This is a genomic window from Streptomyces sp. NPDC001493, from assembly GCF_053597235.1.
The window spans coordinates 298026-311940 of sequence record NZ_JBSFHV010000004.1; the positions used below are offsets into that span (position 1 = coordinate 298026).

Annotated in this window: 10 protein-coding genes; all 10 read left to right on the top strand. The window is 73.1% G+C overall.

The genetic code is table 11. The annotated features are described in order from the left end of the window. Positions 1–67 precede the first annotated feature (67 nt). Entirely contained in the window at positions 68–1291 is a 1224-nt protein-coding gene (locus ACWCWD_RS09005) for an ROK family transcriptional regulator (protein ID WP_450771336.1), read from the top strand. A 58-nt stretch (positions 1292–1349) separates the two neighbouring features. Beyond that, positions 1350–2681 carry an ABC transporter substrate-binding protein gene (locus tag ACWCWD_RS09010; RefSeq protein ID WP_450771338.1) on the top strand — a complete coding sequence of 444 codons (1332 nt, stop codon included), beginning with the start codon at positions 1350–1352 and terminating at the stop codon, positions 2679–2681. Between the two features lie 6 nt (positions 2682–2687). Next, entirely contained in the window at positions 2688–3629 is a 942-nt protein-coding gene (locus ACWCWD_RS09015; protein ID WP_450771340.1) for a carbohydrate ABC transporter permease, read from the top strand. A gap of 3 nt (positions 3630–3632) precedes the next feature. After that, positions 3633–4538: a carbohydrate ABC transporter permease gene (locus tag ACWCWD_RS09020; RefSeq protein WP_450771341.1), complete on the top strand. Its 906-nt coding sequence runs from the start codon at positions 3633–3635 to the stop codon at positions 4536–4538. Between the two features lies 1 nt (position 4539). After that, positions 4540–5805 carry a 6-phospho-beta-glucosidase gene (locus ACWCWD_RS09025; RefSeq protein ID WP_450771343.1) on the top strand — a complete coding sequence of 422 codons (1266 nt, stop codon included), beginning with the start codon at positions 4540–4542 and terminating at the stop codon, positions 5803–5805. Then, entirely contained in the window at positions 5796–6770 is a 975-nt protein-coding gene (locus tag ACWCWD_RS09030; protein ID WP_450771344.1) for an N-acetylglucosamine kinase, read from the top strand. The genes ACWCWD_RS09025 and ACWCWD_RS09030 overlap by 10 nt, the downstream gene beginning before the upstream one ends. A gap of 270 nt (positions 6771–7040) precedes the next feature. Then, positions 7041–8420, top strand: coding sequence for a hypothetical protein (locus tag ACWCWD_RS09035; protein WP_450771346.1), 1380 nt, complete (start codon positions 7041–7043; stop codon positions 8418–8420). A gap of 44 nt (positions 8421–8464) precedes the next feature. Continuing rightward, complete coding sequence (locus tag ACWCWD_RS09040; RefSeq protein ID WP_450771347.1) at positions 8465–9490, top strand: glutamate ABC transporter substrate-binding protein; 1026 nt, start codon at positions 8465–8467, stop codon at positions 9488–9490. 44 nt (positions 9491–9534) lie between these two features. After that, on the top strand, positions 9535–10926 hold the full coding sequence (locus ACWCWD_RS09045; protein ID WP_450771348.1) for a hypothetical protein: 1392 nt from the start codon (positions 9535–9537) through the stop codon (positions 10924–10926). Continuing rightward, positions 10923–13913, top strand: coding sequence for a tetratricopeptide repeat protein (locus ACWCWD_RS09050; protein WP_450771349.1), 2991 nt, complete (start codon positions 10923–10925; stop codon positions 13911–13913). Before ACWCWD_RS09045 ends, ACWCWD_RS09050 begins: the two co-directional genes overlap by 4 nt. Positions 13914–13915 lie beyond the last annotated feature (2 nt).

Sequence of the window (13915 nt, forward strand, 5' to 3'; positions counted from 1 at the left end):
CGGGTACGGACGCCTACCTTGCTCCCACCGGATAGGAAACTTTCCTAACAGAGAGCGGACCACCTCCATGGCAGGAACCACCCCGGGCACCGGCGTGCCCGGCACCCCCCGGCTGCTGCGCGCCATGAACGACCGCGCCGCTCTCGACCTGCTGCTGGAGCTGGGCCCGCTCTCCCGTACCCGGATCGGCAAGCTCACCGGTCTCTCCAAGCCGACCGCCTCGCAGCTGCTGGCCCGGCTGGAGGCGGCCGGGCTGGTGCGGGCCACCGGCACCACCGAGGGGCGCCCGGGGCCGAACGCGCAGCTGTACGCGGTCAACCCGGAGGCGGCGTACGTGGCCGGGCTCGACGTGAACGCCCAGCGCATCGTGGCCGCCGTCGCCGACGTCACCGGCGGGACGGTGGGCGAGTTCGAGCTCCGCACCCCCGGCCGGGGCGCCGAGAGCGCGGTCGACCAGGTCGTCCGGGCGCTGGACGGCGCGGTGGAGCAGGCCGGTCTCGACCGGTCCGCGGTCCACCGGGTGGTGATCGGCACCCCGGGCGCCTTCGACCCGGGCACCGGCCGGCTGCGCTACGCCTCGCACCTGCCGGGCTGGCACTCCGCCACCCTCCTCGACGAGCTGGCGGCGGCGCTGCCCATGCCCGTGGAGTACGAGAACGACGTGAACCTGGTCGCGGTGGCCGAGCAGCGGCGCGGGGCCGCCCGGGGCCACGACGACTTCGTCCTGCTCTGGAACGAGGAGGGGCTCGGCGGCGCGCTCGTCATCAACGGCCGGCTGCACCGGGGCTTCACCGGCGGCGCCGGGGAGGTCGGCTTCCTGCCGGTGCCGGGTACCCCGCTCGTACGCCAGGTCGTCAAGGCCAACGCCGGCGGCTTCCAGGAACTGGCGGGCGCCCAGGCGATCCCCCGGCTCGCCGCGTCGCTCGGCATCGACACCCCGCAGCAGCCCTACCCGGAGGTGGCCGCCGCCCTGGTGACCCGCGCCGCCGCCGCGTACGGCGAGGACGAGCGGCTGACCGAGCTGCTGCGGAGTTACGCGCAGCGGCTCGCGACCGGGCTCGCCTCCCTGACGGCCGTGCTCGACCCCGGGCTGATCGTGCTGGCCGGCGGGCTGATCTCGGCCGGCGGCGAGCGGCTGCGCGCCCTGATCCAGTCCGAACTCGCCGAACTGGCCGCCTCCCGGCCCCCGCTCGTCCTCGCCGAGACCGTCCGGCTGCCGGTACTGCGCGGCGCCCTGGAACGCGCCCTCGCCGACACCCGCGACGAGGTGTTCGACACCTCCCGCCCCTGAACTTCCCGCACTCCGTACCGCTGTCGCCTCTCCTTCACCGTCTTCAAGGAGCTTTGCCATGCGCAGAAACAGCCTCACCACGGCCGCCGTCGCGGTCGCCGCGATATCCGTCCTCGCCACCGCCTGCACGGGCCAGTCCCAGAGCGGCTCCACGGACGACCCGAACGCGAAGACCACCATCAACTTCTGGCACGGCTGGAGCGCGCCGTCCGAGGTCAAGGCGGTGCAGGACAACGTCGACCGGTTCGAGAAGGCCCACCCGAACATCAAGGTGAACGTCGTCGGCAACATCAACGACGACAAGCTCAACCAGGCGCTGCGCGCCGGGGGTTCGAACGGTCCGGACGTCGTGTCGTCCTTCACCACGTCGAACGTCGGCAAGTTCTGTTCGTCCGGGGCCTTCGCGGACCTGACGCCGTTCATCGAGAAGTCGAAGCTGGACCTGGAGAAGACCTTCCCGAAGGTGCTCCTGGACTACACGCAGTTCGAGGGCAAGCGCTGCTCGCTGCCGCTGCTGGCCGACGCGTACGGGCTCTACTACAACAAGGACGCGTTCGAGAAGGCCGGGATCGCCGCACCGCCGAAGACCCTCTCCGAGTTCGCCGCCGACGCCAAGAAGCTCACGGTCACCAAGGGCGACAGCTACCAGCAGCTCGGCTTCATGCCGACCTTCCACGGCTACGAGTCGGTCGCCGACCACTACCTGGGCTCCTGGGACCACGCGTACTTCGACGCGGACGGCAAGTCCAACATCGCCAAGGACCCGGCCTTCGCCGAGATGTTCACGTACCAGAAGAAGCTGGTCGAGGACCTCGGCGGCTACGACAAGCTGGAGAAGTTCCGCGGCTCCTTCGGGGACGAGTGGGGCGCGAAGCACCCGTTCCAGACCGGCCAGGTCGCCATGCAGATGGACGGCGAGTGGCGGCTCGGGATGGCCGAGGAGGCGGGCACGGACTTCGAGATCGGGGTCGCGCCGATGCCCGTCGCCGACGACGAGGCCGACACCTACGGCAAGGGCTTCCTCTCCGGCACGATCATGGGCATCGCGCCCGCCAGCAAGAAGCAGAACGCCGCGTGGGAGCTGGTCAAGTTCATGACCAGCGACACGCAGGCGGTGGTCGACTTCGCCAACGGCATCAAGAACGTGCCCTCCACCTTCGAGGCGCTGAAGTCGCCCGACCTGAAGTTCGACCCGCGCTTCAAGACCTTCCTGGACATCGCGCAGAACCCGCACTCCAACACCCCGGACGGGGCCGTCAACGGGGCCACGTACCAGCAGACCCTCCAGGACTTCGGCTACCAGTACGAGAAGGGCTCGGTGAAGGACCTCCGGGCCGGTCTGGAGAAGACCGCCGCGCAGATCGACACCGACATCGCCAAGGCCAAGTAGCCCGCGATGACCACGTACACACTCCGCTCCAAGCGCCGCAGGTCGGCGCTGCGCACGGTGGCGTTCCTGTCGCCCTGGCTGATCGGCTTCTGCTTCTTCTTCGCGTACCCGATGATCTCGACCGTCTACTTCTCCTTCACGAAGTACGACGGGTTCGGGGCGCCGGTCTTCAACGGGCTGACGAACTGGACGTACGTCTTCACCGACTACCCGATGTTCTGGCCGTCGCTGCGCAACACCCTCTGGCTGGTGATCGTCATGGTCACCTGCCGGGTGGTGTTCGGGCTCGGCGTCGGGCTGCTGATCACCCGGATCAAGACCGCCACCGGGCTCTTCCGCACCCTCTTCTACCTGCCCTACCTCGCGCCCCCGGTGGCCGCGACCCTCGCCTTCGTCTTCCTGCTCAACCCGGGGACGGGGCCGGTCAACTCGATCCTGGGCGACCTCGGTCTGCCGACGCCCGGCTGGTTCAACGACGCTTCCTGGTCGAAGCCGGCGCTGACCATGCTCGCGGTCTGGGGCATCGGCGACCTGATGGTGATCTTCATGGCGGCGCTGCTGGACGTGCCCGTCGAGCAGTACGAGGCGGCCGAGCTGGACGGCGCCTCCGCCTGGCAGCGGTTCCGCTTCGTGACCCTGCCGAACATCTCGCCCATCGTGATGTTCGCCGTGGTCACCGGGGTCATCCAGGCGATGCAGTACTACACGCAGCCCCTGGTGGCGGGGAAGGTGGCCTCCGGGGTGATCGGCGGCTCCGGGCAGTCCTTCGAGCCCGGCTATCCCGACAAGTCGACCCTGACGCTCCCCCAGCTCGTCTACAACCTCGGCTTCCAGCGCTTCGACTACGGCTCCGCCTGCGTCGTCGCCCTGGTCCTGTTCGCCCTGGCCATGGCCTTCACCGCACTGCTGATGCGGGGCCGCAACAACCTCGTCCAGGCCGGTGACTGACCCATGACCCAGCTGCTCGACACACCCGGCACCCCTGCCGGTGGCGTCCGTTCCGCACGCACGGCCGCCGAGCGCACCGCCCGCCGCAAGGCACTGCTGCAGTGGATCGCGGTGCACTCGCTCGGCGTCGCCGCCGCCCTCTTCTTCGTCCTCCCGCTGGTCTTCGTGGTGCTGACCTCGCTCATGAGCGACCAGCAGGCGCTGACCCGCGACCTCACCCCCGACACCTGGGAGTGGGCGAACTACCGGCGGGTCTTCGACACCCCCGGCTTCCTCACCTGGTGGCGCAACACCCTGCTCTACGCCGGGGCCGGCACCGTGCTGACCGTGGTCTCCTCGGTGCCCGTCGCCTACGCGCTCGCGAAGTTCCGCTTCAAGGGCCGCAAGCTGTCGCTGATGCTGGTCATCTCGATGATGATGCTGCCGCCGCAGGTCGTGATCATCCCGATGTACCTGTTCTGGGCCAAGCAGATGGACCTCTCCGGCACGCTCTGGCCGCTGATCATCCCGATGGCCTTCGGCGACGCCTTCTCCATCTTCCTGCTGCGCCAGTTCCTGCTGACCATCCCGGACGAGTACCTGGACGCGGCACGGATCGACGGCTGCGGCGAACTGCGCACCCTGCTGAGGGTGGTGCTGCCGATGGCGAAGCCGGGCATCGCCGCCATCGCGCTGTTCCAGTTCTTCGCCGCCTGGAACGACTACTTCGGGCCGCAGATCTACGCGTCCGAGAACCCGGCCGCCTGGACGCTCAGTTACGGCCTGGAGTCCTTCAAGGGCGCACACCACACCGACTGGAACCTGACCATGGCCGCGACCGTTCTGGTCATGGCCCCCGTGATCGCCGTCTTCTTCTTCGCCCAGAAGGCATTCGTCGAGGGCGTCACACTGACCGGAGTGAAGGGCTGAAATGAAGCTCGCAGTAGTGGGTGGCGGGTCCACCTACACACCCGAACTGATCGACGGGTTCGCCCGTCTGCGGGACACCCTGCCGATCGAGGAGCTCGTGCTCGTCGACCCGGCGGCCGACCGCCTCGACCTCGTGGGCGGCCTCGCCCGGCGGATCTTCGCCAAGCAGGGCCACCCCGGCACCATCACCACCACCTCCGACCTCGACGCCGGGGTGGAGGGCGCCGACGCCGTCCTGCTCCAGCTGCGCGTCGGCGGACAGGCCGCGCGCAACCAGGACGAGACCTGGCCGCTGGAGTGCGGCTGCGTCGGCCAGGAGACCACCGGCGCGGGCGGCCTCGCCAAGGCGCTGCGTACCGTGCCGGTCGTACTGGACATCGCCGAGCGGGTCCGCCGCACCAACCCGGACGCCTGGATCATCGACTTCACCAACCCGGTGGGCATCGTCACCCGGGCGCTCCTCCAGGCCGGCCACAAGGCCGTCGGCCTCTGCAACGTCGCGATCGGCTTCCAGCGCAAGTTCGCCCGGCTGCTGGACGTCTCCCCCGCCGAGGTGCACCTCGACCACGTCGGGCTGAACCACCTCTCCTGGGAGCTCGGGGTGCGCCTCGGCGGCCCGGACGGCGAGAACGTGCTGCCGCGCCTGCTGGCCGAGCACGGCGAGGCCATCGCCGCCGACCTGCACCTGCCGCGCGCGATCGTGGACCGGCTCGGCGTGGTCCCCTCGTACTACCTGCGGTACTTCTACGCGCACGACGAGGTCGTCCGGGAGCTCGGCACCAAGCCGTCCCGGGCCGCCGAGGTCGCCGCGATGGAGAAGGAACTCCTCGCGATGTACGGCGACCCGGCGCTGGACGAGAAGCCCGCGCTGCTCGCCAAGCGCGGCGGCGCCTTCTACTCCGAGGCGGCGGTCGACCTGGCCTCCTCGCTGCTCGGCGGGGGCGCCCCCACCGTGCAGGTGGTCAACACCCTCAACAACGGCACCCTGCCGTTCCTCCCCGACGACGCGGTGATCGAGACGCAGGCCCGGGTCGACGGCTCGGGCGCCGTGCCGCTCGCCGTCCCGGCGCTGGACCCGCTCTACGCCGGGCTGATCGCCCAGGTCACCGCGTACGAGGACCTGGCGCTGCGGGCCGCCCTGCACGGCGGCCGGGACCGCGTCTTCAAGGCGCTGCTCGCCCACCCGCTGGTGGGGCAGTTCGAGTACGCCGAGGGCCTCACGGACCGGCTGATCGCGCACAACCGGGAGCACCTCGCGTGGGCGTGAACCCTTCGGTCCTCGCCATCGACGCGGGGAACAGCAAGACCGACGTGGCACTGATCGGCGAGGACGGCACGGTGCTCGGCACGGGCCGGGGCGGCGGTTTCCAGCCGCCCGTGGTCGGGATCCCCGCCGCGCTGGACGTGCTCGCCGCCGCCGTGGCGGGGGCGTTCGCCTCGGCCGGGGAGCCGGCCGGACCGGTCGCGCACGTCTCCGCCTGCCTCGCCAACGCCGACCTCCCGGTCGAGGAGGAGGAGTTGGCGGCCGCGCTGCTCGAACGCGGCTGGGGGCACACGGTCGAGGTGCGCAACGACACCTTCGCCGTGCTGCGCGCGGGGGTGGACGAGCCCCGGGGCGTCGCGGTGGTCTGCGGCGCCGGGATCAACTGCGTGGGCATGCTCCCGGACGGCCGCACCGCCCGGTTCCCCGCGATCGGCCGGATATCCGGTGACTGGGGAGGCGGTTCAGGGCTCGCCGAGGAGGCGCTCTGGTTCGCCGCCCGCGCCGAGGACGGCCGGGGCGGGCCGACCGAGCTGGCCCGGGCGCTCCCGGCGCACTTCGGGCTCGCGTCGATGTACGAGCTGATCGAGGCGCTGCACCGGGAGCACATCCCGTACGAGCGCCGGCACGAGCTGACCCCGGTGCTCTTCGCGACGGGCGCGGCCGGTGACCCGGTGGCGCGCGCGGTGGTGGACCGGCTCGCGGACGAGGTCGTCGCGATGGCCTCGGTGGCGCTGGACCGGCTGGGTCTTCTGGAGGAGCACGTTCCGGTGATTCTCGGCGGCAGCGTGCTGGCCGCGCGCCACCCGGACCTGGACCGCCGGATCACCTCGTCGCTCACCGCCCGCGCACCCCGGGCCGAGATCCGCGTGGTGGCCCAACCACCGGTACTGGGAGCGGCGTTGCTGGGCCTGGACCACACGGGGGCGGCACCCGAGGCGCACGCCAGGCTGCGCGCGCGGTACGCCTGAGGGGCGGGCCGGGGAGGCCGGCCGACCGGTGTCCGCTCGTCAACTTCCGTACTCCGTCGGCAGGGACGGCCCTCACGTACGGGAACCGATCACCTGTGCCGATCGTGTTCACAGCGGGGGCGGTCCGGTCATGGGCGTAAGGCTCAAGTCCGGTGCGAGATCCAGGTATTCCTGGTGGATGCCGGTCGCTGCGGCCATACTTCAGCCCGGGCGCCACTCCCCCGACCGGCCGGGGGCGGGAGCGCCGTCAGTGACCGAGGGGGAAGCCGAGTGACACACCCGCCGATCGGGGGCCCGCCGCGACAGCAGGGAGCGGTGCGGACCTCCGGCGTGCCCGCGCAGCGGCGCGGGGCGGCATCCGCGCTGGCGGGACGGCTGCGCGACGCGGCGACGACCGAGCCGGGGCGGCTGCGGCTCGTCGGAGCCGTACTCGCCCTGCTCGTCGTGGCGTTCGGGGCGGTGACCGCCGTGGAGGTCTCCGGGCGGGCCGCCGCCGCGGACGACGTGGTCAGCCGCAGCCAGCCGCTCAGCGCGGACGCGGCGGCCGTCTACCGCTCGCTCGCCGACGCGGACACCATGGCGGCGAGCGGGTTCCTCGCGGGCACCCAGGAGCCTTCGAGCGTCCGCGCCCAGTACGAGAAGGACATCCTGAACGCCTCCCGGCTGCTGGTGAAGGCGGCGGCGAACACCGAGGCCACCACCTCGTCGGGCCGTGAGATCCGCACGATGAACGAGCTCCTCCCGGTCTACACCGGACTGGTCGAGCGGGCCCGCGCCAACAACCGCCTCGGGCTGCCGCTGGGCGGCGCCTACCTCCGGTACGCCAACCAGAAGATGAGCGGCGAACTCCTGCCCGCGGCCGAGCGGTTGTACACGGCGGAGACCGGCCGGCTCGACGCCGACCAGCGGGACGCCCGGCAGTGGCCGCTCGTCGCCCTCGCCGCCGGGATCGTGGCCCTCGCCGTACTGGCCTGGGCGCAGCGGCGCGACTACCGCCGGACCAACCGGGTCTTCAGCCGCGGGCTGCTCGCCGCGACGGCCGCGACCGCCGCCGCGCTGGTCTGGCTGGCCGCCGGGCAGACCCTGGCCAGGGCCGAGCTGCACCACGCCATGGCGGACGGCCAGGCCTCGCTGGACGTGCTGAACGGCGCGCGGATCGCCTCCCTCAAGGCCCGCGCCAACGAGAACCTCACGCTGGTCGCCCGGGGTGCGGTGCTGACCGCGGACGGTTCCGCCGACCAGTACCAGACCGACTACACCGCCGACATGGCCACGCTCCGCACCGAGCTGGGCAAGGCGGGCGAGCTGGCGGACGACTCCACCGGGAGCACCCCGGTGAAGACGGCCGTCGGCAGCGTGACGGAGTGGCAGAAGCGCCACGCCGACGCCCGGAAGACCGACGACGGCGGCGACTACGAGGGCGCGCTCGCCCTGGTCATCGGGGCGAAGGACTCCACCGGCGAGTGCTTCTCGAAGGTGGACGCCGCGCTGGAGACGGCCCTGGCCCACGAGCAGAAGCAGTTCGACGCGGCGGCCGGCCGGGGCCGCGGCGCCCTGGACGGGCTGCCGGTGGGGGCGGGGGTCCTGGCGGTGCTGGGAGCGGTCGCCGCGATCATCGGGATCGGCCGGAGACTCGGGGAGTACCGGTGAACGAGGACGTACCGGCAGCGGGAGGAGCGGTGGGAGGGGGAGCGATGGCACGGACACGGACCGGCGGGGGCAGGCTGCGCGGCTGGGGCGGGGTGACGGCCATGGCGGTGGCCTGCGCGCTCACCGCCCTGTTCGCCCTGCTGCCGCTGACGCACGGCACCGCCGCCTCCTTCGGCGGCGACCCGGGCCCGGGCACCGCGAAGGCCACCCAGGTGCGCGCCGACACCTGCGACAAGCCCGAGGCGAGCCTGCCGCCGTCCCGGAACGACGGCCCGGGCGTCGAGCGGATCAAGGAGCGCGGCAAGCTCGTCGCCGGGGTGGACCAGAACAGCTACCGCTGGGGGTACCGCAATCCGGCGACCGGGAAGCTGGAGGGCTTCGACATCGACCTGGTGCGGGCCATCGCCCAGGACATCCTCGGCGACTCCTCCAAGGTGGTCTTCCGGGCCATCCCGACCAGCCAGCGGATCGCGGCGCTGGAGAGCGGCCGGGTCGACGTGGTGGTGCGGACGATGACGATCAACTGCGCGCGGCTGAAGCAGGTCGCGTTCTCCACCGCCTACTTCCGGGCGGGCCAGCAGGTGCTCGCCCCGATCGCCTCCGACATCACCGGGTACAACGCCTCGCTGCGCGGGAAGCGGGTCTGCACCGCCGAGGGCTCCACCGCGTACGAGGCCCTGAAGAAGCAGTCGTACGGCGCGGTCTTCGAGGACGCGCACGACGGCACCGCCGGGGACGAGGACCGGCTGACCGTCCCCAGCCAGCTCGACTGCCTGGTGCGCCTCCAGCTCGGTGAGGTGGACGCGGTGGTGACGGACAACGCGCTGGCGGCGGGCCAGGTGGCCCAGGACCCGACGGTGGAGCTCAAGGGCGGCCCCTTCACGACGGAGTACTACGGCGTCGCCGCCAAGCTCGGCTCCGACGACCTGGTGGCCCGGGTCAACCAGGTGCTGGCGGACTACCGCAGTGGCGGTGCGGACAGCCCGTGGATGCGTTCGTACCGCACCTGGCTGGAGGCCGGGCTGCCCGGCGTCACGGCGCCCCCGGCGCCCTCGTACCGGAGCAACTGATCCCGGCGGCCCACGGGCCGGCGGGGAGAGCGGAGAGGTGAGCGATGAGCGTCGCGGGACCCTTCCCCAGCTACGCGTCCAGGCCCCCGGGCCCCGTCATGGACCGGGACGAGGCTGACCGTGCGCTGGCCCGGCTCGGCGCGGAGCACGAGGCGATCGAGACCTCTCTCCTCGCCCTGCAGGACCATGCGGGCCGACGCCTCCTGGAGGGTGCCGACCTGTCCGGGGTGACCAAGGAGCGCTGGGCCACCACCGAGCGGTCGATCACCCTGCTCTGGGGGTACTTCGACGCGTACGCCGACGCGCTCTCCCGGGCACGCGAGGTGCGTGCCCGCCGGCGTCACCCCGGCCGGGAGGACCTGGAGACCCTCACCGGGCTGCTCCGGGGGCGCGAGATCACCGTGGCGCACGGCGCGGCGCCGCCCGACCCCTCGGCCGAGGGTCCGGCCCGGCTCGCGACACGCTTCTCGCTGGAGGAGCTGGTGAGCCGGATGAACACGCTCTACGCCCACTCGCTCGACATGGTGGTGGCCTCCGACTCCGTCTGGTCGGCGCTGCCCGCGAGGATCGACCTGCTCGCCGCCGAGCTCCACCGCACCCGTTCGCTGGCCCACTCCGTGGGGGTGCGGCCGGGCGAGCACCCGTCCGGCGACGACCTGGAGTCGATCACCCGGGAGCTCGCCGAGCTGCGGGCCCTGGTGATCGCCGATCCGCTGGCGTTCTGGCTGCCGGGTCCGGGCAGCGCGGCGCCGGGCGGCGGGCGCGCGGACACCGCGCGGTACGACCGGGCGGCCCGCGCGCTGGAGGAGGTGCGGCGGGAGATCGAGGCGGTCCTCGCGGTCCGGCAGGACGCCGAACACCGGCTCGCCCGGCTGCGGGACGTGCTCTCGCGGGCCGACCGCACGCTGGCCGAGGCACGGAACGCCCGGGGCGAGGTGCTGGCGAAGATCGCCGCTTCGGAGGTGCCCGCCGTCAGCGGTCCGCCGACCGCGCTCCAGGAGCGGCTGGCCGCCGCTTCCGAGCACCGCAGGCACGCCCGCTGGCACCGGCTCCCGCCGCTCCTGGAGCAGTTGGAGCGGGAGGCGGAGGAGGAGCTGCTGCGCGCCCGCGAGTCGCTGACCTCGGTGACCGCCCCGCTCGCCGTCCGCGCGGAGCTGCGGGGCCGGCTCGACGCGTACCGCGCGAAGGTGGCGCGCCACGGGCTGGCGGAGGACCCGCTGCTGATCGAGCAGTACGACGCGGCGCGCCGGATGCTGTGGAGCGCGCCCTGCGATCTGCGGGTCGCGGACCAGGCGGTGCTGCGCTACCAGCGCACGGCCGCCGAGATGACGGCTCCGGGCCGGACGCCCCCGCCCGAGGACCGGCGGTACGACGAGCCCGGCGCCCACGACGGGCACGACCGGCACGGCCGGCACGACGAGCGGGAGACGCGATGAGTAGCCGGTGCCAGCGCCCCACGTGCGAGGGCGCGTACGAGGACATGGGCGAGGGCGAGCTGTACTGCGACACCTGCGGTCTGGCCCCCGTCGTCTCCCCGAACGGCATGGTCGCCTCCCCGCCCACCGGCGTCGCGGGCGGCGCCTTCGCCGCGCGCGCCGGCAACTCGGCGTCCGCACCGGCCGGTTCGCGCTCCTCGGGCCGTGCCTCCTCACGTTCGTCGACCTCGCGGCGGTCCGTCTCGGGCCGGCTCTCGCGGGGGCTGTCCGGCGGGGCGAGCGTGCCGTCGGTGTCGGTACGGGCCTCCGGCGCGTCGGGCGGCTCCTCCGGCCGGGGGCGCCTCGGCGCGGGCCTCGTGCAGGTGCCGGACGTGCCGCGCCCCGATCCGCGTGCGGCCGTGATGGCGCACGCCGAGGTCCCCGAGCGGAAGCGGTTCTGCTCGCGTTCGGACTGCGGGGCGCCGGTGGGCCGGGCGCGCGGCGAGCGGCCGGGCCGCACCGAGGGGTTCTGCACCAAGTGCGGGCACCCGTACTCCTTCGTACCGAAGCTGCGCGGCGGTGACGTGGTGCACGGGCAGTACGAAGTCGCGGGCTGCCTCGCGCACGGCGGGCTCGGCTGGGTGTACCTCGCGGTGGACCGGGCCGTCTCGGACCGCTGGGTCGTCCTCAAGGGCCTGCTGGACACCGGTGACCAGGACGCCATGGCGGCGGCCATCTCGGAGCGCCGCTTCCTCGCCGAGATCGAGCACTCCAACATCGTGCGGATCTACAACTTCGTCGAGCACCTCGACCAGCGGACCGGCTCGCTGGACGGCTACATCGTGATGGAGTACGTCGGCGGCAAGGCGCTGAAGGAGATCGCCAACGACCGCCGCACCCCGGCCGGGAGGCGCGATCCGCTGCCGGTCGAGCAGGCGTGCGCGTACGGGATCGAGGCGCTGGAGGCGCTCGGCCACCTGCACAGCCGCAACCTCCTCTACTGCGACTTCAAGGTCGACAACGCGATCCAGACGGAGAACCAGCTCAAGCTGATCGACATGGGCGCGGTCCGCCGGATGGACGACGAGGAGTCGGCGATCTACGGCACGATCGGCTACCAGGCCCCCGAGGTCGGGGAGGTCGGCCCGTCGGTCGCCTCCGACCTGTACACGGTGGCGCGGACCCTCGCGGTGCTCACCTTCGACTTCCAGGGCTACACCAACGTCTTCGTGGACTCGCTGCCCGACCCGGAGAACATCGAGGTCTTCCGGACGTACGAGTCCTTCTACCGGCTGCTGGTGCGCGCCACCGACCCCGACCCGGCACGGCGTTTCGCCTCGGCGGAGGAGATGGCCGAGCAGCTGACGGGGGTGCTCCGGGAGGTCGTGGCGCTCCAGTCGGGCCGCCCGCGCCCGGCGCTCTCCACCCTGTTCGGCCCGGAACTGCGGGTGACGGACACGGAGTTGTTCGCCGAGCTGACCGGTGACGTCTCCCGCCTCGGCGGCCGTGGCGGGCGGACGGAGGGACGGTCGGGACGCCCGGGACGCCCGAAGCGGCGCGGGAAGCCCACCGCGGGCGCCCTCGCGGGAGCCGCCCCGCAGGGCGCGGTCGCTCCGGGCGCGGTGGCTCCGGCGGTGGCGGCGGCACTGCCGGTGGGCCCGGGGCCGTACGGCAGTGTGCCCCCGGCCCGCACCGGAGCACCCGGCCCGCAGCCCGCCGGGTACGCACCGGCCCCGGGGTACGCGGCACCCGCCCCGTACTCCCAGCCTTCCGGATACACGGGGCCCTCCGGATACGCGGCGCCCTCCCCGTACTCCCAGCCCTCCCCGTACTCCCAGCCGTCCGGGTACACCCCGCCGGCCGGGTACCAGCCCTCGGCGGCGGCCCTCGGCGCCCCGCCCACCCATGTGAGCGGTCCGACGAGCGGCCGTCCGCCGGCCGGCGGGGCGTCCCCGTACGTGCCGTCGCAGCAGGCGGCTCCGCCGTACGCCCACCCGGCGGCGGCCGTTCCGGTCCCGCCGTCCGGGGCGGGACCGGCACCGTCCGGGGCCGGCCAGTGGCTCGACGGTCTCGACGCCGGTGCCACCGCGCTCGCTCTGCCGGTGCCGCGCGTCGACGCGAGCGACCCCAACGCCGGTTTCCTCGCGGGGGTGATGGCGGCGGCTCCGCAGGAGCTGATCGGTGCGCTGCGCACCGTACCGGCCCCCTCCCCGGAGACCAGGCTGCGCGAGCTGCGCGCCCTGCTGGAGCTGGCGGAGTACGGCGCGGCCGGCCATGTGCTGGGCGAGCTGGAGGCCCGGCACCCGGACGACTGGCGGGTGGTCTGGTACCGGGGGGTCGTCTCCCTGGTGACCGGTGACCGCGAGCGCGCGGCGCTCTCCTTCGAGGCGGTGTACGACGCGTTCCCGGGCGAACCGGCACCCAAGCTGGCGCTCGGCGTCTGCGCGGAGGTGCTCGGGCAGCTGGACAACGCCGCCGACTACTACCACCTCGTCTGGACCACCGATCCGAGCTTCGTCAGCGCCGCGTTCGGGCTCGCCCGGGTGCGCTTCGCCGTCGGGGACCGTACGGGTGCCGTACGGACGCTGGAGTCGGTGCCCGCCGCGTCGATCCACTTCACGGCCGCCCGGGTCGCCTCGGTCCGCGCGCGGCTGCGCGGGCGCGACCCGGGAGAGCCGCTGGCGGACGACCTGGCCGCCGCTTCGGAGCAGATCACGGCGCTGGCCGGGCTGGGGCTGGACGCGGTGCGCCGCGAGCGCCTCTCGACGGAGGTGCTGGGGACCGCGCTGGACTGGGTACTCTCCACAGGACCCGCCCGTCCGTCCGCGGGTCCCGCGCTCTCCGGGCCGGGCGCGCGGACGCTGCTCGGCAGCGAACTGGACGAGCGGGGGCTCCGGTTCGGGCTGGAACGCGCTTATCGGATGCTCGCCAGGCTGGCTCAGCAGGGCGACGAGAGGATCGAACTGGTGGAGCGGGCCAACCGTTTCCGCCCCCGGACGTGGGTGTGAAG